Source organism: Anabaena azotica FACHB-119 (genome assembly GCF_014697625.1).
Taxonomy (GTDB): Bacteria; Cyanobacteriota; Cyanobacteriia; order Cyanobacteriales; family Nostocaceae; genus Trichormus; species Trichormus azoticus_A.
Map to the genome: position 1 here is coordinate 19,591 of NZ_JACJSG010000006.1, position 22,220 is coordinate 41,810.

Sequence of the window (22,220 nt, forward strand, 5' to 3'; positions counted from 1 at the left end):
TCGCCTTCACTGAATCCAGTTCTTTGAATGCGTGCTTCCATTGGCGCAGGCGAGTAAATTCCGCAGGAATGCCAAAACCACGATACTGTTTCAGCGCCGGCCAGTGTTCAAACCAAGGATAGAAAGTAAAATCAACTAAATTGTTAGTGTTAGGGGTGTAGGGATGTAGAGAAATAACACTCTTAAAATTTCTAACACTAACGAAATTGAGTTGAAAGTGAGGAGTAAAAATTGGATAAAACCACTGAGTTCGTAGTAAGGACTTTAGTCTGAGGAAAAGGACTAAAGTCCTTACTACAAACTTGATTTATCGTAATTCCGAGGGTTAAAGACCCCTACGTCTGTACGTAGCAAATTTTCAGTTGGGGATTTAAACCCCAACTGTTCGCGTAGCGTGCCGTAGGCAAAATGTCTTTAATGCGCGAATGCGTGAATGCGCGAATTTTGAATTGTTAATTAGTCCGTTCTACTTAGGTAATTGGTGAAAATTCCTATTCAGTTATTAGTTACCTCTTACCAATTACCTAGTTTGCTAAATGACTACTCGAAACTCATCACTACTAAGGTGCAGGATTGGGGAATTGTAAATTTACTGCATCTATTTCTTTTAAAATTTCTTTACTGAGAACTAAATTTACACTATCTATGTTCTCTTTGAGTTGTTCTAAGGTTGTCGCACCGATAATTGTGCTGGTGACAAACCAACGACTCCGCACAAAGGCGATCGCTAGTTGTGCAGGGCTGATATTATGGCGTTTAGCAATGTCTACATAGGCCGCAACCGCCTCACTTACCTTTGGTTTAAGGTAGCGTTGACCAAAGTTTTGAAATAGACTAACTCTAGCCTTCTCTGGTTTGCCATACAAATATTTACCAGTCAAGAAACCAAAACCCAAAGGACTATAAGCCAGTAAACCAATATTTTCGTAATAAACTGCTTCTGCTAAAGCACCGTCAAATACTCGATTGAGTAAGTTGTAAGCGTTCTGAATGGAAATAACTTTGGGTAAACCTAACTGTTTGGCAGTATTACTAAACTGAGTTACTCCCCAAGGTGTCTCATTGCTTAAACCAATGTAGCGAATTTTACCCGCTTTAATGATATCGGCAAAGGCTTCTAGTTGTTCCACTATGGGTACTGATGGTTTAACCTGGGTGGGATCAAATACTGTCGCGCCGAAACGGGGAACGTAGCGATCGGGCCAATGTATTTGATATAGGTCGATGTAATCAGTTTGCAATCTTCTGAGGCTGTCGTCTACAGCTTGTTTAATATTAGCATGGTCAATGGCTTTTGCTCCACCACGTACCCATTCAAAGCCTCTACCAGGGCCAGCAATTTTTGTGGCAATAATTAATTTATCTCGTTGTTGATGCTTGAGCCATTCACCAATATATGCTTCTGTTTTGCCATAGGTTTCCGCACTGGTAGGCACAGGATACATTTCCGCCGCATCAATAAAATTAATTCCTTGAGCGACAGCATAATCTAGCTGTTGATGAGCTTCTTCAATAGTATTTTGCTTACCATAAGTCATGGTTCCCAAGCAAATATCTGAAACCTTTAAATCACTCTCACCAAGTTGGTTATATATCATAATCTCCGGTTGGTTATTCAGTTTAATATAATGAAATTTTGACTTGAATTGGCTAATTTGTGAAGTAAGAATTCAAGAAAATTAAGCTTATTTACAGCAAATAAGATAATATATTGCTCAAGATAATTACTTTCCCTTTGAGCGAAGTCATTAAAATTAGTATTCATCCAAACATTAAGCTACAAAGTATTTATTACAAGAGGATTTTATGACTAGCAATAAGCCAAGTTATATGTACAACAAACTCCTTATAACCATATAATACTCTAACTCTATCGAATAACCGTATTTAGCTGTTGTTCATTATTGCATAAATCAAAGGGACTGGGAACTGAGGGTTAGGAAATTTAGATTAGCTAATTTTATTGACCAATACCCAATCCCCAGTACCCAATCTCCAATACCCACTCCCCTCATCCCATGCCTAAAGTATTAATTCTTGATGCCGATCGCCAGCCTTTATACCCAATTCGCATTAGTCACGCTAGGATTTTGTTGTCACAGGGTAAAGCGGCGGTATTTCAACGTTATCCATTTACAATCATTCTCAAAGAAACTTTTTCGCAGCCGAGTCTAGAAAAGCTGGGAATCAAAACCACATATATAAAAGAGGAAAATAAAGAAAATGTCCGTATTTAGTAGACCCCAACCCCCCATATTTAACAGCATCGAAGAAGAACGCCTGCACCGCCAACAACGTCTAGCAGCAGCCTTCCGCCTGTTTGGAAGGTTTGGTTTTAGCGAAGGAATTGCAGGTCATATTACAGCTCGCGATCCCGAATTTACAGACCATTTTTGGGTAAACCCTTTAGGAAAATATTTTGGACATATCCGAGTTTCTGACTTGGTATTAGTAAATCGAGAGGGTGATGTAGTTAAAGGCGAGGCATCGATAAATCAAGCCGCTTTTGCTATCCACTCGCAAATTCATGAAGCTAGACCTGATATAGTCGCGGCTGCTCACGCTCATTCAATTTATGGTAAAGCTTGGTCTAGCTTGGGTCGTCTGCTTGACCCCCTGACACAAGATGCTTGCGCTTTTTATGAAGACCATGCCTTGTTTGATGATTATACAGGTGTGGTATTAGATACTTCTGAAGGTAAGCGACTGGCAGAAACTTTAGGTAATAACAAAGCAATTATTTTGCGTAATCATGGCATTCTCACCGTGGGACAAACAGTAGATGAAGCCGCTTTTTGGTACATTACCCTAGAACGCACTTGCCAAGCTCAACTATTAGCTGAAGCGGCTGGTAAACCAAAACCTATTAGCCACGAAACCGCTAGATTAACTCATGGTCAAGTAGGCACATCTAAAGCCGGTTGGTTTAGTTTTCAGCCGCTTTACGATAGGATTGTGCGCGAAGAGCCGGATTTGTTTGATTAGGGGTTGGGGATTGGGGAGATGAGGGAGTAACCCACCCCTAACCCCCCCTCTCACAGATGTAGGTTTTTAATATAGCAGTGAGTAAGGACTGTAAAACTAACGAGAAAATCATTGTTTTATCCACAAGCCAGTTCGCTCAAGTTACTCAGCACTCCCCACTCAGCACTCTTAAAAGTTGCTGTAAATATATACTCCTGTAAACCTATTGGTTTATAGTATTTATAGAGTTGAGAGAAATCATTCTGATGCTTGACCTCATGATTCGCCGCTTGATGGCGAAGTGGAGATCATTAATAAATTTTGGTTTTCCCTGGAAAAACCTTTTACCTCTTCGCCTAGATTCTCCCCTACCAATCACTGGGGCTTTTGTTACTGGTATTTGTTTAAGCTTGTTATTTGCTGCTTGCTCATCGACACCGACGGCTAATTCACCTAGTCCTAGTGCAACAGACGTTAGTAATTCTGCGCCTACCGCCGCTAAAGTATTACGCTTTGGCTATCAGAAATCTCATGTTTTATTGAAAACAAAAGGTGTATTAGAAAAGCGGTTGTCACCAGAGGGTGTATCTGTTCAATGGATTGAATTTCCGGCTGGGCCGCAATTACTAGAAGCGATGAATGTGGGGAGCATTGATGTGGGACACGTAGGCGAATCACCACCAATCTTTGCTCAAGCCGCAGGTGCATCATTAACATATATTGCTGGGATTGCGGCTAGTCCTGCGGGTTCGGCAATTCTTGTACCACAAAATTCTCCGATAAAACAACTGTCAGACCTCAAGGGAAAAAAAGTTGCTTTTCAAAAAGGCTCTAGCGCTCATTTATTATTAGTCCAAGCTCTACAAAAAGCGGGATTACAATATACTGATATTGAACCTAAATATTTGCCGCCTGCTGATGCTCGTGCTGCATTTGTTAAGGGTAGCATTGATGCTTGGGTAATTTGGGATCCCTTCTATGCAGCAGCACAAGAAGCAACAAAAGCCCGTGTCCTAGTTGATGGTACAGGAATTAACAAACAGGGGGGTTATTATTTAGCTAGTCGTAAGTTTGTGACTGAAAACCCTCAAATCATCAAAGCTACATTAGAAGAAATTCAAAAGTTAGAGTCATGGTCTAAAAACCACCGAGAGGAAGTAGCACAAACTCTATCACCTGTGTTAGGAATTGATATTGAAACGATGAGGAAGGCAACTAATAGGCGGACTTTTGGCATTGTACCAATTGATGATAATCTGATAAATTTACAGCAATCAGTTGCAGACACATATTATCAGTTAAAGCTGATTCCTAAGCAGGTAAATGTTAGAGAAGCGATGCTCACAAAAGAACAATACGCTGCTTTTGCTCCATCAGTGAATTAACTAGAACTTACGCAAGTGTCATAATCAAACTAATTGTAGGGTGCGTCAGCCCCAATAATTTCGTACAAATTCAAGGATTTTCCACATCTGACGCACCCTACCCCATGTGCCAGTTGCGTGAGTCCTGACTCTGTGTCTCCGTGTCTCTGTGGTTAATAAATCTCCCCACAAAGACACAAGAAAATCTAAAAGTTATTTTTCTATCTGGAACAATTTATGAGCAACCCAACAGAATTATTGAAATCCCGCTATGGTGAGATTCCTTTTAATCCTGAAATTGTCTGGAATGAGTCTCTGACTACATTATCCCGAAGTAAGCGCAGCCGTGAAGCCGAGATTACCCCAGGCGGCGGTGTTGCATCGGGAAACTTATAAATTGGCGGAACAAGAAGATGCGTTGACGCGAAGCGGCTTGTCGTCAGACATCGCTCACTACAACGACATCATCAAAGAGTTCTATACTGAGCAAAAGATGAATATCCCTGGCGATTGGTCGGAACATTCTTCTAAGCGCGTAGCTACGGTAGAATCATTGAATGGACGCGTAGACGCAAAGCGGCTTGTCGCCAGACATCGCTTGCGTGAAGTATTGCATAGCCTTGGTTTCCAGTTGCGTTAGAGGTGATGCTTCCAGTAGATGGCGCTTTGAATGCTGGAACGTTTTAAGTCAGTATTAACACTTAACAATATACTGAGGGTGGTAATCGGTAATTGGTAATCGCTAATGGTAAAAACCAATTACCTATGACCTATTACCACCCAGATCAACCATTAGATTCCACAAGAACTATTTTTTCTTGCTGGTATTCTTATGGCTTTGCTTTCCGGCTTGGGAATGTTGTTCTTTTGTCCCGCCTTGAGTGTGTTCTTCTTCACCGCTATTTTCTATTTCTTCGGTGTCTTCGTTCTCTTGTTTTTTGCGTCCACCACCATGAGAATGTTTACCACCCTCACGACCGATTTCAGCCATATGTTCTCTATCTTGGCTAACGGTTTCGCCACCTTTGCGTCCGGCTTCACGCGCTTCTTCTGAGGTAAACTCGTGAGCAGTACCCTTGGCGTGTGCGGCTTGTCCACCTTTGCTGGCGATTTCGCGTTGCTTATCTTCATCCATAGAAGCGAAGCCACGTTTACTTGTATCTGACATAATCTTGCTCCTTATTTCTAAGCAGATTTGTTGACTTTATCAGCCAGTAAAAATCTTGTTTTTATTCGTTCTCAATTTAGCTAAGGAATTTAGTTAGGTTCATGACCCATTGGTGGGAAAGATTTTCACTGAGCCTGAACTTTTGACGTATATAGCAGGGGACAGGTGACAGGTGACAGGTAACAGTCTTTATATCTGTCGCATTCTTTTTTCAAATTGGTATTAGGTAAGAAACAGCCCTGGTTTGGAGAGGGGTTTTCCAGATATAGCAGTAGCCACAGAGGTGAGGACATTGATAAATCGTAAAATCTTTATCTACAGGAGCTTTTAAACCTGTCACCTATCACCTGCTATACCGTTAAAACTCAGGTTCCCTATATACTCGAACTTAAACCCAAACGGAAAGTAAACCCAGGACTATAAATTCGATTAACTCGCTCATATTGTTCACCTAGTAAGTTTTCTAAGTAAACTGTCAACCCTAAAGTCTGAGTTAAGGGAATACGACCGCTTAAATCTAGATTCACATAAGATGAGACGAAATCTGTGGTTGTTTCACCAGGGCGGGTGAAAAAAGCTCTCCGCGCACCGCTATTGTAGGTAACATATAGGTTTGCCTGCCATCCTGAGTTTTGATAACCTATACCTGTTTGCAATACAGAATAAGGAATCATCCCCAACTGTAAACCTCTTTCTGCACCTGTTTTAATTTTGGCATCTGTATAAGTGTAGTTGAGAAAAGTTGACCAATTATTAGCAAAATTTAATCGCAAGGCTGCTTCTAAACCATTGGTATCTACTAAACCAATATTTGCCCATCTTCCGCCTACAACTCCTAGACGATTACTCAAACTACTACCAAAATAAGTAAACTGTCCTGCTAAATTCTCTGCTAACTTAATATCTATCCCCGCAGTCCAAGAGGAACCGGTTTCTGGTTTTAAATTGGGGTTTGGTTCCCAACCATGAACTGTATCATAAAAATATAATTGATCTAACCCAGGATTACGTTGTCCGCCCGCCCAACTACCACGCACAGCAACTAATGGGCTAACAGCGTAACGTAAACCCACACTGGGGTTAAGATAATTGCCAAACTGAGTATCAAAACTTTGTCTCAGTCCTAAATCTAGGCGGAAACTATTAGTAATATCCCATGAATTGACGGCAAATAAAGCTGTATTTAATACATCTCTATTTTCAGCTTCGTTAAAAGCGCTTCTATTAGGACTAGAGCTTAAGGCATTACCGTTTAAGTTAGTATTTTTTAAATCCCATCCCCAACGTAAATTGTTGTTGGCAGCAATTTTCCAATCATGGTCAATTCTAGCTGTGAATTGTTGTGTATCTAAATCACCTGTACGATAAAATTCTCTACCATTAAAAACTGTGGGGCCATAGGTACTGAAATAATTCCGGTTATAGCCTAATGTAGTTGTCAGGTTAGAGGTATTGCCATTACCAAGGCGCGTTTTCCAAGATAAACCAAAATTTAAACCATCATGGTCTAGGCGGTCTCTTTGTAGAGGAAAACCAAAATAAACTAAGCCTCTACGACTGCTAAGTGCGGTGATATCTAAATTTAGTGAGTTTCTTGGATTTAAATCTATGCCAATATTGCCAAAGTAAGTGCTAGTTGCTGTATCTGCATTTGATAAGAAACCTTGAGAATCCCGGTTTGCTGCACCTACAGGCACACGATAACGGTTATCTATAAAGAATCTTTCAAAGCTAAAGTTATATTTGGCTGCACCAAGTGAACCGCTAAAACTAAACTGTTGATTATTTAAATTTAAGGAGCCAAATTCTAAACTACTGGATAATTTAGGTTTACCGAAACCTTCTTTAGTGATGATATTAACTACTCCACCAAAGGCTGAGGAACCATACAAAGCAGAGGTGACACCGCTAGATAATTCAACTCGTTCAATGGATTCTACAGGGATGCTATTGAGGTCAGTTGTACCATGATATGTGTTGACATTGTTGTTAATTGGTCTACCATTGATGAGGAATACAGATTGATTGATTGAGGCTCCCCGATAATAAGTACCTGTGTGAATATCTGCACCATGACCAACATCATTGACGGCAAAACCGGGCATTCTTTTTAAGACATCTGCGACGCTGCTAGCACCTTGTTTTTTAATTTCTTCTTGATCTATAACGTAGGTAGGTGTAGATTCTGGGATTGTCTCTGGTTCGGCGATCGCCTCTATAGTAATATCTACATCATCATCAGTATTTTCTTCCTTTGCTGGCTGTACGTTTGGCTGATTTTCTGGAGTTGACCCGCTTGGCGTAGCTTGAGTTAATAATTCAGCACTAGTTATGGGTAACTGAATTTCACTTAAATACGGAATATTTGTATTATCACTTTGTTGAGTAATTTCCGTATCACTACCCAAGGCAGGCAATGCTAAAAATAAACTCGGAAACGCAGCAGACAGCCAAAATAAGCTCTTTTTCACTTGCTTGCTCACACACACAGTAGTAACAATTACTAAGTGTTACTGTTACTATATTTGTGCTAATTGCGTCAAAAGACAGGCTGTCATACTTCCCGGCGATCGCAATTAAGAGAAAGGGGAAAGGAATAAGTCTTTACCCCCTCTTGGTCAATTCTATGGACTGTAGACTATAGCAGTAGCCACATAGGTTAGGACATTGATGAATCACAAAATCTTTATAGTAAGCAGGTTTTGAACCTATCACCTGTCCCCTGTCCCCTGCTATAATGACTAATTAAAGTCTTCGTTCCAAAATTGCTTTGATGTTGGGGATAGCAGCTGCAATAGCGGTGAAGTCTGGAGTCGTTTTTTGCCAGCTTTCTCGTTCCTCTAGTCGTTCCGCCCAAGCCAACAAACGTGGATAATCATCCAAAGAGAATCCAAACAGAGTTAAAGAGGGAATTAATGTACCTGCAACTACTTCGGCTAGTGTAAAGTTTTCGCCAGCAAAATAAGTCTGCGCTCCTAAAAGGGTTTCATAAAACCGTAAAATTTTTGTTACAGTTTCCTGGGCTGATTCTAGCTTTTTGGGATCAGTGTCTAGTTCCACTAATGGTCTAGTTAAGATCACAGTAGCAGGCTGAAGCTCGGTTACTGTGATCATTTCTACCATACGAACGGTAGCGATCGCCGCCGCTTCGCTAGGAATTAGGGATGGATGAGGATACTTTGCTTCCAGATAATCTAAAATCGCCAACGATTCCACCACAGGTAAGCCATCATCTACTATCGCAGGTACGCGCTGGAGGGGATTAATAGCAGTGAATTGGTCTTGAAATTGATCCCCATCAAGATTCAATAACAATGGTTCAAATGGAATTTGTTTTTCTAGTAGGGCTACCCAAACTCGACGGGCGTTAATAGAGATGGGATTGTAGTAAAACTCTAGCATCGCAACCTTAAGTTACAAACTACGCTCTTCACTATAAGGCTCATAGTTAAAATTTTTGCTACTTTATCTCATATCATTTGTAACGCTTATAATAAGCATTTTTCATGAAATAAAGAGGTACATTACTCTAGGCTCTAGTCCCCAATCTCTAACCTCTCTCCTTGGTAATCGGTAAAAGCTTATGTCCAATACTCTTCTCACACTGAACCTAGTTGAAGGTTCCGTCTCTTTCAGTTTTTCCCCCCAAGCGGCGCGGGAATTAAAGGCGGAGATTGACCAACTAATGGAACGCCTCAAGGCTGTTAGTACTAAACCAGCTTCAGGTGCTAAGGTAACTCCCCAACCACCCTTAGAATATCGTTACACGGGCGAGGTTTTCTTGGAAATTTTCTGTAATCCCAATATCTGGCCTAGCCCTTTTGCAGCCAAGGTATTACTTACCGTTCGTGATGTCAGCATTCGCTTAACTACAGAAGCTGAACTTACAAGAGTGATTGAAGATATTAATCAGTATTTAGACCAGGTTGGTTGACACTCGCCGCAATAACTGATATGTTTCGCCTTCTCAATAAGCTGACGTGAGTTCGATGAACCTCTCCCTCCCAACCTCCCCTAAAAGGCGTTCGCGTAGCGTCTCCGTCAGGAGAGGGAGGAGAAACGAAAACCTCACCCTCTTACTCCCCTCTCCTCGAAGGAGAGGGGTTGGGGGTGAGGTCAAAACAACGCTTGTCGAACTCACGTTAAGCTGGTGGCTCCCTGCACTCCCCACCCTACGAAATAACTGTTAGGACTTACGCATAAAAACGAAAAATCAAGGGTTTGGGCAAGGGTGTAGGGGTATAGGGGTGTAAATCTTTAAAACCCTTACACCCTTACACCCTTACCCCCCTACACCCTGTCTCAACAGATAACCTTGGTGCGTAAGTCCTGACTGTGTAGATGCGGTTAGAAACCGCCCATTTTCTCAAAAAAACTACCGGAGCAGTTTCACATGGAAAACCGCCCCGGTGAGAGAATCTGGATAAATTAATCAAGTTAATAGAGGTAATCTACACAAAAGCTTTTTTTAGGCACTCGTTAAATTGCAGAACTTGTAGAAAATGGAAAATAGGGGACTTTGGATCGGGATGGAATTGGTCAAATCTAGTTATGGAGGCGTAAACTCCCAATCCAAAATCACAATTATTGAGGAATTTTGAATTAGTCGTTGTCCCATTGTTCTCGACCGATGAGGTCGCCAATGCGATCGCGTAATAAGAAGTCACATTTCTCTAACTCACACTCTACACAAACCCACTCTCTCGCAGGAATGTATTGGCAGAGTGTATAGATAGGCTGTTGTCTGCTAACCATTCCTTTTTCTACTAATCGGCGTGCTTCGTCCTGAATTACGTCCAAAGAGTAGTAATTGATAGAGGACACCGTATTCACACTCATGATTTTTACTCGCAAATTTACACTTAACGTTCTGTTCGCTCTCAATTATGGCAACAAATATGACCGGGATTGGTCTAGGGCGGATTTTTTTGTATTTTACTATACGGAACTATTTTCATTTTGACGCTAGACACCCTCAAAATATTTAAAGAAATATTAAGAATGTCAAAATTTCCTGACATTAGTTCCCAAAGCTGCACACAACAAGATACCGAGGTTGCTAAATTAATTGCTGCAATTGATGATTCATCGGGGTCAACAAGATCAAGAATGTCGGCTAAATCTACCTTGAGAGTAGATTCTTTAAAAGAAAAAAGTTCATTAAGTTAGATGACATAGACCGGAAATTATGGATATGAAAGCATTTCTATAACCCTTAAATTCAGCAAACCCAACAGTCATAATGCAAAGTCGCGGTATAAACTGTTGCCAGAATAAGGCTAAATTACACTAGGAAGACAGGAAATGTGCCATAAGTTAATAATTTCTTAAAGCGACCTGTAATTTATTAGCGATGGATATTATCAGGACTAGCTGATTCTTTGAGAGAGATATCTGTCAAAGCTTTAAATCACATCCCTCTAGGGTAACAGTAGCTAGATAGAGACATATCCCGCTTACGGCGTAACTCAAAAGCTGCAATTGTTACAATCACTACTCAAGTCATAATTCCATAACATATATTTACGTTAAGTAAAATTAAGGAATTATAAACTTACGTTTAACATGAAAATTTGTCTCTCAGTGAACCTTTCCAGACCAGAAATAGCAAGGTGGTCAAATGGTAACATCACTGACAACACAAGTCTTAGGGGTTCTCACCCCTGATTTTACAGTTATCAGTTATCAGTTATCAGTTATCAGTTATCAGTTATCAGTTATCAGTTATCAGTTATCAGTTATCAGTTATCAGTTATCAAGTCTCAACAGACAACCTTGGGGTGTAAGTCCTGAAAGTGCTGAATTGCATATTCAATACCCATAAATTTAAACAGACGCGATTGAGTCATACCATTTCACGAAAAGTATGATACAGATGTAAACTTGGAAAGTCTTGCTGCATCTAAGTTTTTTAATGGCGAATTGTAAATGGGTGTCACGTCTGTTAAATTTTGGCTGATTATTCAGCGCTGGCTAAAAATACTAATCTGTTGAATTACCCTAGCCTGTATGATCACTCGTCATCTTCTAACGATTCATCTGCTGCTGGTATATTGTCAAGCGATCGCTCATTTTCTAATCTGTTTAACAGCGATAATACTTTTGTGCCTCGTTCGATGGAACGGTCTTCGATGAAGATAACTTCTGGAGTGCGACGTAGCCTAACTCTTGCACCTAGTTCGCTGCGGACAAAACCTGTAGCGGATTTTAAGCCAGCCATTGTTTCGGCTTTGGCTTCTTCTGTACCATAGATGCTGACGTAGATTTTGGCGTGTTGTAAATCTCCAGAAACATCTACATCTGTAACGCTGACCATACCTGTACCCACACGATCATCTTTGATACCGTTAATTAGCATTTGGCTAACTTCCCGTTTAATTAATTCAGCAACACGGGAGACGCGGCGATTTGTAGCCATAAAAACTTCCCTCCTCACAGAGGTTGGACAACAACATCAATTTCAGTCAAAAAGGACAACACCAACACTTAGCATCAGGATGTCCTAGCCTAGATTGTACCTAAGCCTAGCATGGCGCGTAAGGTAAAGGTAATGAAAGCCAGCCCGCCTACAAGTAAACCGAGAACGGCAATTAAGGTAACTGGACGTTTCAATAATGGGAATAGGGGGGCAAAAGTGTTGAGGAAAATACCCAATACAATAGAAATTAAATAGCGGGGGTAGCGAAAAACGTTATCCCAAAATCCGTCAAACATTTTAATTGAGGCTGCCTTGTTATATACTTAATGTTCGTTTTGATTTACTTTATCAACATAATTGTAATCCAACTTGGCAGAAAAATCCGCAATTAATATAAAATTTGCTTCGTTAGTTAGATTTGCTATATTTAGTAGCCTGTAGCTTAGTCTGAGTGTGATGGTGAGCCAAATCCCCAAACAAACTTGCCCACGTCCATTTTTAAAGTGGGCTGGGGGTAAAACCAGGTTAATTCCACAATATGAGCCATATTTACCTAAGAATTACCAAACTTACTATGAGCCGTTCTTAGGTGGTGGTGCTTTATTCTTTTATCTGCGACCCAAGAAGGCTGTTTTAACTGATATTAATTTTGATCTGATTACGACTTATTGCTGTGTGCGCGATCGCGTTGAGGAATTGATTGCACTCTTACAGGAGCATAAGAGTAAACACAATCGAGATTATTATTATACTGTACGCGGCAAAACCGTTGATGATGAATTAGAACAGGCGGCAAGATTTATTTATCTTAATAAAACTTGTTATAACGGTCTTTATCGAGTCAATTCTCAAGGGAAGTTTAACGTTCCTTTAGGGAAATATATTAATCCTAATATTTGTCAAGAAGACTTACTTAGAGCCGCTTCAGCCGTACTTTCCACTGCCAAAATTCAGCAGGCAGATTTTACCGAAGTGCTGAATTATGCTACCAGCAGTGACGATTTTGTTTTTTTCGATCCGCCTTATTATCCTATTAGTAGCACTAGCTATTTTACAGGTTATAGTCAAAATTCTTTCGGGGAAAAAGACCAAGAACGTTTAAGAAATACTTGTGCAGAATTGGCTAGCAATGGTGTTAAAGTTGCGGTGTGTAATTCTGACAGTGAATTTATTAAAAAAATATATCAAGAAATAGGTTTTAATATTTATTCCATCGAAGCTGCACGTTCAATCAACTCTAATACAAAAAAAAGAGGGGCAATTCAAGAATTACTCATTACATCTTACTAAAAGTTTTATTAGCCCAAGCGATAAACCTGTCGAGGGTATGCACTGCCAGGAGATTATGATTAAAATTAACTTGTCGTCTTAACCAATTAATTGCCCCTTCTCTCATCCCTTCACCGCCGATGACAACAATAGTTGGTGCTGGATAATATTCTTGGATATTCAAGTTCAAATAAGGAAACTTTTCATCAACCGAACCACCACTTTCTTGCCATTTACATTCAATGATTAATTCTGGGGTATTTGTTGGTAATCCCACAACATAAAAATCAACTTTTAGCGATGTTTGATAAACTCCATTCCCGATATAAACTTGTTTAGCGTAGCGTTTTTTTAATAAACTGGCGTTAAGTAAATATTCTCTTGTGACATGATTTCCGATTTGAAAATATTCATAAGCAGTTAGTATGGCTTCTACATTAGTTTCCAGAATCCTACCTGACTGATTTGCTTTTGCACCCGGAGTCATGTTTCTCTCCAATCATTCTGCACCAACCCTAGTTATATCAATTTTCAATTGAGATTTGATCAGGCTATTTTTTAGTACAATTGCACTAAATAAGTCTGGAAATGTTGACAAAAAAATCTGGGTTAAGGGACTAAATGCAAAATGTCGGGTGCGTCAGTAGGAAAACCCCTAGCTACACCAAAAAAATATTTAACTGACGCACCCTACAAACTAGGAATGTTGACAAAAAAATCTGGGTTAAAAGTAATATCCAATTTGAATAAACACCTATAATTAAGGTATGTGGTTGGCGATCGCCATTCAATCACAAGGCTCAGACCGTTCCAAAGAATGCCTGATACATAAACATGGGTGTGGACGCACAGCAGCCAGTCCCTACGGGTAAAAGCCTCAATACCAGATAACTAGCCCCCAGTCGCCAACCTCAAGAAAGAAATCTCAATAATAAATGAACTTTTCTATTAATATTGAATTACTGACTACAGAAATTCAGCATTAACTTAGCTATCATCTGAGGTTTGACCGTGACTGTGAGCCTGCCTTCCCCGACTAGTCTCTCACAAACAGAGATACAGACTCAATCTCCCAGTTCAGCACCACCAGTTGTGGAACCCAAGCGGGTGACTGGTGGCTTTGCGCTACTTGATAGCCTGCTACGCCACGGCGTTGAGTATATTTTTGGTTATCCCGGCGGAGCAATTCTGCCCATTTATGATGATCTGTATAAGGTGGAAGCAACTGGCAGTATTAAGCACATCCTAGTGCGGCACGAACAAGGGGCGGCTCATGCTGCCGATGGTTATGCGCGTGCTACTGGGAAAGTAGGAGTATGCTTTGGTACTTCTGGGCCTGGGGCTACTAATTTGGTGACAGGTATCGCTACAGCCTTTATGGATTCGATTCCTATGGTAATTGTCACTGGACAAGTACCCCGGAAAGTGATCGGTACAGATGCGTTTCAAGAAACCGATATCTACGGCATCACCCTACCCATAGTCAAGCACTCTTACATAGTACGTGACCCCCAAGACATGGCGCGAATTGTGGCAGAGGCGTTTCACATCGCCAGCACAGGTCGTCCTGGCCCGGTTTTGATTGATGTACCAAAAGATGTGGCTTTTGAAGAATTTGACTATGTACCAGTAGAACCTGGTTCAGTGAAGTTACGCGGCTATCGTCCCACGGTGAAGGGCAACCCCAGACAAATCAATGCCGCCATTGAGTTAATTCGCGAAAGCCGTCGTCCTTTATTATATGTAGGTGGTGGGGCGATCGCATCTGGCGCTCATGCAGAAATTAAGGAACTGGCTGAGTTATTCAACATTCCTGTAACTACAACCTTAATGGGTATCGGTGCTTTTGACGAACACCATCCCCTATCCTTGGGAATGTTGGGAATGCACGGTACAGCCTACGCTAACTTTGCTGTCAGTGATTGTGATTTGTTGATTTGCGTGGGTGCAAGATTTGATGACCGCGTAACAGGCAAATTAGATGAGTTCGCCTCTCACGCGAAAGTAATTCACATCGACATCGACCCCGCCGAAGTTGGCAAAAACCGCGTTCCTGAAGTACCTATCGTTGGTGATGTGCGGAAAGTCTTAATTGACTTGTTGCGTCGCTGTAAGCAAACCGGGACAAAAGCTACACCCAACCAAAACCAAGAATGGCTCAACTTAATTAACCGTTGGCGAGAAGACTATCCCCTAGTCGTTCCCCAACATCCAGACAGCATTCCTCCCCAAGAAGTAATTGTCGAAGTTGGTCGCCAAGCACCCCACGCTTTCTACACTACCGATGTCGGTCAACATCAAATGTGGGCGGCACAATTCCTCAAGAATGGCCCCCGCCGTTGGATTTCTAGCGCCGGTTTGGGGACAATGGGTTTTGGTCTACCTGCGGCGATTGGTGCTAAAGTGGCATTTCCCGATGAGCAAGTAATTTGTATTAGCGGTGATGCTAGTTTCCAAATGTGCTTGCAAGAATTGGGTACAGCAGCACAATATGGTATTAATGTCAAGACCGTAATTTTAAATAACGGTTGGCAAGGAATGGTGCGTCAATGGCAACAAGCCTTCCACGGGGAAAGGTACTCTTGTTCCAATATGGAAGTAGGGATGCCAGATATTGAGTTATTGGCAAAAGCTTACGGTATTAAGGGGATTGTAGTGACTGAGCGGGAACAGTTACAAGATGCGATCGCCGAAATGCTAGCCAGCGACTGTCCGGTAATCATGGATGTTCGTGTTACCAAAGATGAAAACTGCTATCCTATGGTAGCTCCTGGTAAGAGTAATGCTCAGATGGTTGGTTTGCCGAAGCCAGCACCAAAGGCTAGCACTGAACCAGTGTATTGCAGTCATTGTGGTACATCAAATGCACCCAATCACAATTTCTGTTCTGAGTGTGGGACTAAGCTGTAATTAATTAAGGGATGCTTGTAAGAGCAAGCATCCCAAACAGGTACAATTTTACACAGAAACTGGTGTTTGCAGATTGACGCTCACTGCTTGCAACTCTTTCGCCTTCTCCTCCGGTAAAGCATCATTAGCAAACATCCCGGCTGCGAGTTCAGTTCCCGCCAAATACTTCAGCCTGTCGCTGGTGCGATATGGGGGGTAAAACTGGGCGTGTAGATGTGCTTCTGGATGGGGTAAACCATCTGTGGGTGCTTGGAACCAAGCCATGAGGTAAGGGAAGGGACGGTTCCACAAGCCGTCATATTTGAGGGTGACGGTTTTTAAGGCTTTAGCTAGTCCTTGGCGTTGTTCGGGGGTAAGTTCGGCAAAACTACTCACTGGTTGAATAGGTGCAAGCCAGACTTCGTAAGGATATCGCGCACAGACGGGGACGAAGGCGATCGCCACTTCATCTCGATATATAATCCGTTTGTTATCAGCTATTTCTTCTTGAATTAAATCTTCTAACAGCCCGTGCCGATGTGCTTGATAATACTGTCGCTGCATCTCCAACATCCGCGCCGGCACAGGGGGAACAAAGGGGTAGGCGTAAATCTGCCCGTGGGGATGGTGCAATGTTACACCAACCTCAACACCTTTATTTTCAAAGGGGAGGACGTATTGGATCTGCGGATTTGCCCCGATTTCGCGGGTGCGATCGCCCCACACTTCTATCAGCAAATCCAGGTGTGACAATTCCAAGGAACTGAGGGAAGCACGGGCATCTTGGGTAAAAACTACTACCTCACAAGCTCCATTGGCTGGTAAGGTTTCCACAATCGTCTGCGGTGGATTATTTGCCGTGGTAATTAGGGAGGGGAAGCGGTTATCAAACACCGCCACATCATACTTACCTTGGGGTAGTTCCGTGGGAAACTCAGGGTTGGTGGTAGGCGCGAGGGGATTATATTCTGGGGGCGGCATGAATGTCCGCCCTTGACGGTGGCTGGCGTAAGCTACCCATTCCCCCCGCAAGGGATGCCAGCGCAAGTGAGGGTTAGCTTGCACCGGCTCGTTGCTAGGGCTGGGGGCTTGTAGCTGATCACAGATGGGATAGCGACTATATAAAGTCAACTTGCGTCCATCGGGCTTTAACAGCTTGTGGGAGTACATAATCCTTTTCCTGAGAGGGTGGCTGCGCGGATGGCTTCTATGGGGAATTTGGGAGTGCGATCGCCGTACAATAAACCGTTAGCCTCTTGGAATGTATCTGTGAATTGGGTGTAACAGAAGCCGCTAAACATCTCGATATTATTGACCGTTTCCAGCAGCGTAGAGTATTTGATTTCCAACTCAGAAATATTTGAGCAGCTTTCATAACCCCAAGCCTTATCTGCATCGGGAGTATCCGATGGGACATAGGCTATACCACCAAACTCGGTCAACATGATGGGTTGTCCTTGATGGGGATAGTTATCCAAGGTGAGGATACGTCCCCCTGGACGGCTGCGCTCAAATAAATCTGACATCTGAATATCTGGTCTGTAGCGATGGGCTAATCGCTCAGGCTTCTTGTCATAATCGTGGATAGCGAGGATATCTGTATCTGTACTTTCCCAACCATCGTTACCAATGACTGGACGAGTCGGATCAAGAGTCTTGGTGAGGTGATACATCGCCAATACGTAGTTACGATGAGCAGCAGTTTCCACTAAGTTTGGTACACCCCAAGATTCGTTAAACGGAACCCAAGCCACAATACAAGGATGGCTCACATCTCGTTTGATAATTTCCGTCCATTCACGGGTCATACGTTCCACAGCTTTTGGTGTAAAGCGGTAGGCACTGGGCATCTCTTCCCATACTAACAAGCCCAACACATCTGCCCAATATAAAAAGCGGGGGTCTTCAATTTTTTGGTGTTTACGGACTCCGTTGAAACCCATAGCTTTAACGAGTTCTACATCACGCCGTAAAGCTTCATCATTGGGTGCGGTCATCAATGAATCTGGCCAGTAGCCTTGGTCAAGAACTAGACGCAGATAGTAGGGGCGACCGTTGAGCATGAAGCGATCGCGCTGAATTGTCACCGTCCGCAACGCTGTATAAGATTGCACCTCATCTATGAGTTGGTCTTGATACCATAGCTGAATTTCCGCATCAATCAACGTCGGTCTTTCTGGACTCCACAGCAAATCATTCCGACAGTCATCAATTCCAGGGTCGCCTAAAGCTATCCGACGGCTAATTTCCCCATTGAATACTTCATAACTATCGCTAGCTATCACCAGACCATCAACGCTGAGTTTGACTTTAACTTGGACACCAGAACTAGGTACATCACCAGCCAAACCAATATCAAAGCCAATTTCCCAGCGTTCACAGTCGGGTATCCAACGCAAATGGCCGAGATAAGTGTTACTGACACGTTCTAACCAAACAGTCTGCCAAATCCCAGTTGTGCGAGGATACCAAATACTATGGGGTTTCAACTGCCAATCTTGCTTCCCGCGAGGTTTGGCTAGGTCGTGGGGGTCATCATGCGCCCACACTGTCACCTTTGTTGTCCCACTGTCATTTAAGGCATGGGTAATATCAAGACTGAACGAGGTGTGTCCGCCTTCATGTTCACCTATATATTGGTCGTTGACCCACACACGCGCGTGATAGTCCACAGCGCCAAAATGTAGTATTAATCTACCATCTCCTGCTGGGGTGGCAAATTCCCGCTCATACCAGCAATTAGGATGAAAACCTTCATCACCAATACCACTTTTGGTAGATTCGGGAGCAAAGGGAACTTCTATATGATGAGACCAATTGCTAAGATCGGTAGGCCGAGAAAATTTCCCTTTGTCATCAAATGCAAATTTCCACTGTCCATCCAAGCTCTGCCAGTGAGAACGCTTTAACAGGGGTCTTGGATGCACTATTGTTTTTCCACCCCAAAAATTACTATCAGTTTTAGCAGGCAATTCAAATTCACGATTTTTCAAATCTAACAATCTCATCAGAAGTTCTCCTAAATACATATAAGGCAATCAACCCTTGCTATATGTTAGATACAGCCCCAATCTTGGGGTTGTCGGATATAGCATGAGTTTTTGTCCGATTATTATATTGCTCAGTTATAGCTAGTAGTTTTAATTTTTTCAGCAAGTACTATTACCTTCAGCACCGATTTGTTGAAGGTGGAAATAGTTTATATACTCCTAGCTCGTGACATTATGGCACATACATTACCAATAATTGCCAGGCAATCTCAAAAAAAACCATTAAATTTAGGTAACTAATAAATAACACAAACTAGCTATGAAATAAACAGGTTGTCAGACATTTTTTTCTGATTTTTATGTCAATTAATTTACAAAATTAACTGTTAAATAATAAACATTGCCAAATTCTAGCAAAATCGCCAATAAATACCAGCTTTACCGCTTAGACAAGGTTTATAAAGTAAATCACGTCTGATGTGAATTAGGAAAAACTTTTATATCCAAAAAATAGCCTATGCTTGGAGCCTATGAGACTCGGTAGGGGCGGGTTAATCAAATATCATCAACAACGGACGTTTCGATGCTTCAAAATACAAATATGGTGGGCAGTGCAGCGCCTTACAAATTTTGAATTTTGAACTGGTATGATGCGGATGTGATGAGCTGAGGAGTCTGTGAATTGGTGCAAGATGCTGCTTTGTTACCTGTAATTGCGATCGCTATCGGTGCAGTTCCTGGGGCGTTGAGTCGCTATTATTTGACTGAATTATGTAAAACAGCTATGGGAACAAACTTTCCTTATGGCACTTTGATCATCAATTTCACAGGCTGTTTACTCATGGGCTTTTTCTTCACCTTATTTCAGGGAATTAAAGGATTTCCACCGGAAATAGATTTGCTCGTCAGAACTGGCTTTTTGGGTTCTTATACAACCTTTTCTACTTATGGATACGATACCTTGACTCTGTGGCGGAATGATAAGCGGGTAGCCACGATTTTTTATTGGGCTGGTAGTGCAACTTTAGCAGTGGTTGGTACTATATTAGGTTGTTATTTAGCAGAGCTAATTGTTTGATTGTAGGGGACAGGTGACAGGGGACAGGTGAGTCCAGTCCTGTAGGCGGGTTTCCCGCGCCCTGGGAACTGGCGAACCCGGAGGGTGACAGGAGGGGAAATTGCTGGCTGTGACTTAATGATTAGGGAAACTATCATGCAAAATATTTTTATTCGCACTGTTATGGCGATCGCTTTGGGTGCGATTCCCGGTGCTTTAGGGCGTTATTATATCACAGAATTTACCAAAACGATGATTGGGAAAGAGTTTTCCTACTATGGAACGTTTTTTATTAATGTCACTGGCTGTTTTATTATTGCTTTGTTCTACACCTTAAACGAGCAAAAGTTCAGGAGTCTTTCCCCGGAAATTCGGTTAGCGATCGCCACTGGTTTCTGTGGTGCATATACAACTTTTTCTACTTACGCATTGGAGACTTTTACTCAAATAGATCAGGGGCATATTACAGGCGGTTTAATTTATTGGTTAGCTAGTATGATATTTGGGATGTTGGCTGTGCAGTTGGGGGTGACTTTGGGTAAGTTTGGCGGACAATAGAAACAATTTAGCCAAGCCTCTACTACCAATTACAACCAGCAACCAAATTAGCGACAATTTCCACTAGTTCTTCTGGATCAACTGGTTTAGATACGTGAGTCTGAAAACCCGATTCTAGCGCGTGAAGGCAACTTTCGCGATCGCCGAAGGCTGTTAAGGCGATCGCTAAAACTCTTCCGCCATGATCTGGTGTGAGCGCCCGGACTTTACGAATCAAGGTGTAGCCATCTTCCCCAGGCATACCTATATCACTAATTAAAACATCGGGTTGCAATTGAGGCAATACTTTTAAGGCTGCTGCTGCTGATGAAACGGGTACAACAGTAGCTCCATCTGCTTCCAACACTGTAGTAAAATATATGCGGCAATCTTCATCATCCTCAACTAAGAGAATACTTAAGCCAGCAAGTGCGAGAGGAGACTGCATAACAAATAGTCTTTCATTTGTGTTTGAGGAATATCCATGTAGAATATGCAATTTTGCTTTAACTGTGATGACGCTCTTACTCTCAAGGAGTGGCATAACATCTAAAAATTAATTCAAAATCTTTCCCTGTTTAAAAGAGTTAAAAGTTATAAACTTACAACTAATCTACTTACTTTTAATATACCTTTTTTAGTAGACCAGTAGCTAGATGTAATTTCTGAGAGTTGGAGCGAACTTAGTAATAATGAGTTTCAACTAGAAGAATTATGAAAACTGAAAATCCTCCTACTCAAAATACTGAATCCACCACTCAACATAAAAGTAAAGACGAGCTAAATCAAGAAACTGCTGTAGAATTTAGTCTAGGTATTGCCTTGGGAGTTATTACAATTATCCTGGCTGCGGCAACTGCTTACTTTGGACTTATCCGTTTTTAACAGTTATCAGTTAGTAGGGGCGGGTTGATTGAGAAACAGGACTTACGCAAGTGTCACAATTGGTGGTTGGTGCGTGACGCTACAACTCTCATTACTACGTTCAAATATTATCGCTCCTCACACACCCTACAGAAAAAATATGCCAGTTGCGTAAGTCCTAAGAAATTCAAAAAATTTAGGTTTTTTAACCTGCGGAGGTGGTCACTGAAGCTCAATAAGTGCAGGTTTTGTCTGTGTAGATGCTGTTTCTAACCGCCCATTTCACGTTAAATTAATTCATCTGCGTTCATCTGCGTTTATCTGCGTTCAATTTTTGCAAATCTATTGCCACATTTTAACGTGAGTTCGACAAGCATTGTTTTGACCTCACCCCCAACCCCTCTCCTACGAGGAGAGGGGAGTAAGACGGTGATTTTTTTGTTTCTCCTCCCTCTCCTGACGGAGACGCTACGCGAACGCCTTTTAGGAGAGGGAGGTTGGGAGGGAGAGGTTCATCGAACTCACGTCATTTTAGCCTAGACAAGCAACTGCGTATTTTTCAACAATTAAGTATGAATCCTATATATTACTTGGAATTTTGAGATTAAACTAAGTAACCTAGAAATGTAGATGTTTCTAATTTACAGGACTTACGCACCAAGATTGTTGGTTCAGACAGGGTGTAGGGGAACTATTCGCT

The 22,220-nt window shown here is 41.9% G+C and carries 22 protein-coding genes and 1 pseudogene; 12 read left to right on the forward strand and 11 right to left on the reverse strand.

Translation table 11 applies throughout. From position 1 onward, the window contains the following. Positions 1-560: 560 nt before the first annotated feature. Entirely contained in the window at positions 561-1,598 is a 1,038-nt protein-coding gene (locus H6G83_RS05535) for an NADP(H)-dependent aldo-keto reductase (protein ID WP_190468205.1), read from the reverse strand. Positions 1,599-2,018: 420 nt separating this feature from the next. On the opposite strand from H6G83_RS05535, the gene H6G83_RS05540 reads away from it, so the two are divergent. The 5 genes and pseudogenes from H6G83_RS05540 to H6G83_RS05560 form a co-directional block, all read left to right on the forward strand. Then, on the forward strand, positions 2,019-2,237 hold the full coding sequence (locus H6G83_RS05540) for an RRXRR domain-containing protein (RefSeq protein WP_190468209.1): 219 nt from the start codon (positions 2,019-2,021) through the stop codon (positions 2,235-2,237). After that, entirely contained in the window at positions 2,224-2,985 is a 762-nt protein-coding gene (locus H6G83_RS05545; protein WP_190468212.1) for a class II aldolase/adducin family protein, read from the forward strand. The genes H6G83_RS05540 and H6G83_RS05545 overlap by 14 nt, the downstream gene beginning before the upstream one ends. A gap of 245 nt (positions 2,986-3,230) precedes the next feature. Then, complete coding sequence (locus H6G83_RS05550; protein WP_190468215.1) at positions 3,231-4,349, forward strand: sulfonate ABC transporter substrate-binding protein; 1,119 nt, start codon at positions 3,231-3,233, stop codon at positions 4,347-4,349. 216 nt (positions 4,350-4,565) lie between these two features. Beyond that, entirely contained in the window at positions 4,566-4,724 is a 159-nt protein-coding gene (locus tag H6G83_RS05555; protein ID WP_190468219.1) for a hypothetical protein, read from the forward strand. Further along, positions 4,657-4,968: pseudogene (locus tag H6G83_RS05560) on the forward strand (hypothetical protein); the annotation flags it as partial. The gene H6G83_RS05555 and the pseudogene H6G83_RS05560, both read left to right, overlap by 68 nt. A 168-nt stretch (positions 4,969-5,136) precedes the next feature. On the opposite strand, the gene H6G83_RS05565 reads toward H6G83_RS05560, so the two are convergent. The 3 genes from H6G83_RS05565 to H6G83_RS05575 form a co-directional block, all read right to left on the reverse strand. After that, a complete protein-coding gene (locus tag H6G83_RS05565) occupies positions 5,137-5,496 on the reverse strand; it encodes a KGG domain-containing protein (protein ID WP_190468222.1) in 360 nt (119 codons plus the stop codon). Between the two features lie 374 nt (positions 5,497-5,870). Continuing rightward, complete coding sequence (locus H6G83_RS05570) at positions 5,871-7,967, reverse strand: TonB-dependent receptor plug domain-containing protein (RefSeq protein WP_190468225.1); 2,097 nt, start codon at positions 7,965-7,967, stop codon at positions 5,871-5,873. A gap of 274 nt (positions 7,968-8,241) precedes the next feature. Next, positions 8,242-8,898, reverse strand: coding sequence for a glutathione S-transferase family protein (locus tag H6G83_RS05575; protein ID WP_190468227.1), 657 nt, complete (start codon positions 8,896-8,898; stop codon positions 8,242-8,244). A 181-nt stretch (positions 8,899-9,079) separates the two neighbouring features. Here H6G83_RS05575 and H6G83_RS05580 point away from each other — a divergent pair, with 181 nt between their 5' ends. After that, a complete protein-coding gene (locus H6G83_RS05580) occupies positions 9,080-9,430 on the forward strand; it encodes a hypothetical protein (protein WP_190468230.1) in 351 nt (116 codons plus the stop codon). Positions 9,431-10,098: 668 nt separating this feature from the next. Here H6G83_RS05580 and H6G83_RS05585 read toward each other — a convergent pair. Further along, positions 10,099-10,335 carry a DUF4327 family protein gene (locus H6G83_RS05585; RefSeq protein ID WP_067771501.1) on the reverse strand — a complete coding sequence of 79 codons (237 nt, stop codon included), beginning with the start codon at positions 10,333-10,335 and terminating at the stop codon, positions 10,099-10,101. 781 nt (positions 10,336-11,116) lie between these two features. Here H6G83_RS05585 and H6G83_RS05590 point away from each other — a divergent pair. After that, positions 11,117-11,320: a hypothetical protein gene (locus H6G83_RS05590; protein ID WP_190468233.1), complete on the forward strand. Its 204-nt coding sequence runs from the start codon at positions 11,117-11,119 to the stop codon at positions 11,318-11,320. A gap of 189 nt (positions 11,321-11,509) precedes the next feature. On the opposite strand, the gene rbfA is transcribed toward H6G83_RS05590, so the two are convergent. Continuing rightward, entirely contained in the window at positions 11,510-11,914 is a 405-nt protein-coding gene (gene rbfA, locus H6G83_RS05595) for a 30S ribosome-binding factor RbfA (RefSeq protein ID WP_190468236.1), read from the reverse strand. 89 nt (positions 11,915-12,003) lie between these two features. Continuing rightward, a complete protein-coding gene (locus tag H6G83_RS05600) occupies positions 12,004-12,210 on the reverse strand; it encodes a DUF751 family protein (protein ID WP_067771504.1) in 207 nt (68 codons plus the stop codon). A gap of 160 nt (positions 12,211-12,370) precedes the next feature. Between H6G83_RS05600 and H6G83_RS05605 the strand changes: the two genes are divergently transcribed. Then, the gene (locus H6G83_RS05605) at positions 12,371-13,204 is read left to right on the forward strand and encodes a DNA adenine methylase (protein ID WP_190468239.1); all 834 of its coding nucleotides are present in this window, start codon (positions 12,371-12,373) and stop codon (positions 13,202-13,204) included. Here the strand turns inward: H6G83_RS05605 and H6G83_RS05610 are convergent. Then, on the reverse strand, positions 13,191-13,670 hold the full coding sequence (locus tag H6G83_RS05610) for a PD-(D/E)XK nuclease superfamily protein (protein ID WP_190468242.1): 480 nt from the start codon (positions 13,668-13,670) through the stop codon (positions 13,191-13,193). The two genes, H6G83_RS05605 and H6G83_RS05610, sit on opposite strands and share 14 nt — an antisense overlap. A gap of 524 nt (positions 13,671-14,194) precedes the next feature. On the opposite strand from H6G83_RS05610, the gene ilvB reads away from it, so the two are divergent. Next, positions 14,195-16,093: a biosynthetic-type acetolactate synthase large subunit gene (ilvB, locus tag H6G83_RS05615; RefSeq protein WP_190468245.1), complete on the forward strand. Its 1,899-nt coding sequence runs from the start codon at positions 14,195-14,197 to the stop codon at positions 16,091-16,093. 48 nt (positions 16,094-16,141) lie between these two features. Here ilvB and galT read toward each other — a convergent pair whose 3' ends face one another. Both galT and H6G83_RS05625 read right to left on the reverse strand, forming a co-directional pair. Beyond that, positions 16,142-17,242, reverse strand: coding sequence for a galactose-1-phosphate uridylyltransferase (gene galT / locus H6G83_RS05620; protein WP_190468248.1), 1,101 nt, complete (start codon positions 17,240-17,242; stop codon positions 16,142-16,144). Then, entirely contained in the window at positions 17,221-19,080 is a 1,860-nt protein-coding gene (locus tag H6G83_RS05625; RefSeq protein ID WP_190468250.1) for a glycoside hydrolase family 2 protein, read from the reverse strand. Before H6G83_RS05625 ends, galT begins: the two co-directional genes overlap by 22 nt. A 664-nt stretch (positions 19,081-19,744) precedes the next feature. Between H6G83_RS05625 and crcB (H6G83_RS05630) the strand changes: the two genes are divergently transcribed. Both crcB (H6G83_RS05630) and crcB (H6G83_RS05635) read left to right on the forward strand, forming a co-directional pair. Further along, on the forward strand, positions 19,745-20,140 hold the full coding sequence (crcB, locus tag H6G83_RS05630) for a fluoride efflux transporter CrcB (protein ID WP_190468253.1): 396 nt from the start codon (positions 19,745-19,747) through the stop codon (positions 20,138-20,140). Positions 20,141-20,275: 135 nt separating this feature from the next. Next, positions 20,276-20,677, forward strand: a complete 402-nt coding sequence (crcB, locus tag H6G83_RS05635) for a fluoride efflux transporter CrcB (protein ID WP_190468256.1) — start codon at positions 20,276-20,278, stop codon at positions 20,675-20,677. A gap of 22 nt (positions 20,678-20,699) precedes the next feature. Here crcB (H6G83_RS05635) and H6G83_RS05640 read toward each other — a convergent pair whose 3' ends face one another. Beyond that, positions 20,700-21,104, reverse strand: coding sequence for a response regulator (locus H6G83_RS05640; protein ID WP_190468259.1), 405 nt, complete (start codon positions 21,102-21,104; stop codon positions 20,700-20,702). A 266-nt stretch (positions 21,105-21,370) separates the two neighbouring features. Here H6G83_RS05640 and H6G83_RS05645 point away from each other — a divergent pair, with 266 nt between their 5' ends. Next, positions 21,371-21,541: a hypothetical protein gene (locus H6G83_RS05645; RefSeq protein ID WP_190468261.1), complete on the forward strand. Its 171-nt coding sequence runs from the start codon at positions 21,371-21,373 to the stop codon at positions 21,539-21,541. The last annotated feature ends 679 nt before the right edge of the window (positions 21,542-22,220 follow it).

Coding starts and splice junctions, on each gene's coding strand:
- H6G83_RS05580 (WP_190468230.1), top strand. CDS start 9,080: ATGTCCAATACTCTTCTCACACTGAACCTAGTTGAAGGTTCCGTCTCT.
- crcB (WP_190468256.1), top strand. CDS start 20,276: ATGCAAAATATTTTTATTCGCACTGTTATGGCGATCGCTTTGGGTGCG.
- H6G83_RS05565 (WP_190468222.1), bottom strand. CDS start 5,496: ATGTCAGATACAAGTAAACGTGGCTTCGCTTCTATGGATGAAGATAAG.
- H6G83_RS05540 (WP_190468209.1), top strand. CDS start 2,019: ATGCCTAAAGTATTAATTCTTGATGCCGATCGCCAGCCTTTATACCCA.
- H6G83_RS05625 (WP_190468250.1), bottom strand. CDS start 19,080: ATGAGATTGTTAGATTTGAAAAATCGTGAATTTGAATTGCCTGCTAAA.
- H6G83_RS05535 (WP_190468205.1), bottom strand. CDS start 1,598: ATGATATATAACCAACTTGGTGAGAGTGATTTAAAGGTTTCAGATATT.
- H6G83_RS05590 (WP_190468233.1), top strand. CDS start 11,117: ATGGTAACATCACTGACAACACAAGTCTTAGGGGTTCTCACCCCTGAT.
- H6G83_RS05605 (WP_190468239.1), top strand. CDS start 12,371: ATGGTGAGCCAAATCCCCAAACAAACTTGCCCACGTCCATTTTTAAAG.
- H6G83_RS05600 (WP_067771504.1), bottom strand. CDS start 12,210: ATGTTTGACGGATTTTGGGATAACGTTTTTCGCTACCCCCGCTATTTA.
- H6G83_RS05640 (WP_190468259.1), bottom strand. CDS start 21,104: ATGCAGTCTCCTCTCGCACTTGCTGGCTTAAGTATTCTCTTAGTTGAG.
- H6G83_RS05545 (WP_190468212.1), top strand. CDS start 2,224: ATGTCCGTATTTAGTAGACCCCAACCCCCCATATTTAACAGCATCGAA.
- H6G83_RS05550 (WP_190468215.1), top strand. CDS start 3,231: ATGCTTGACCTCATGATTCGCCGCTTGATGGCGAAGTGGAGATCATTA.
- H6G83_RS05645 (WP_190468261.1), top strand. CDS start 21,371: ATGAAAACTGAAAATCCTCCTACTCAAAATACTGAATCCACCACTCAA.
- H6G83_RS05585 (WP_067771501.1), bottom strand. CDS start 10,335: ATGAGTGTGAATACGGTGTCCTCTATCAATTACTACTCTTTGGACGTA.
- rbfA (WP_190468236.1), bottom strand. CDS start 11,914: ATGGCTACAAATCGCCGCGTCTCCCGTGTTGCTGAATTAATTAAACGG.
- H6G83_RS05575 (WP_190468227.1), bottom strand. CDS start 8,898: ATGCTAGAGTTTTACTACAATCCCATCTCTATTAACGCCCGTCGAGTT.
- H6G83_RS05610 (WP_190468242.1), bottom strand. CDS start 13,670: ATGACTCCGGGTGCAAAAGCAAATCAGTCAGGTAGGATTCTGGAAACT.
- H6G83_RS05555 (WP_190468219.1), top strand. CDS start 4,566: ATGAGCAACCCAACAGAATTATTGAAATCCCGCTATGGTGAGATTCCT.
- galT (WP_190468248.1), bottom strand. CDS start 17,242: ATGTACTCCCACAAGCTGTTAAAGCCCGATGGACGCAAGTTGACTTTA.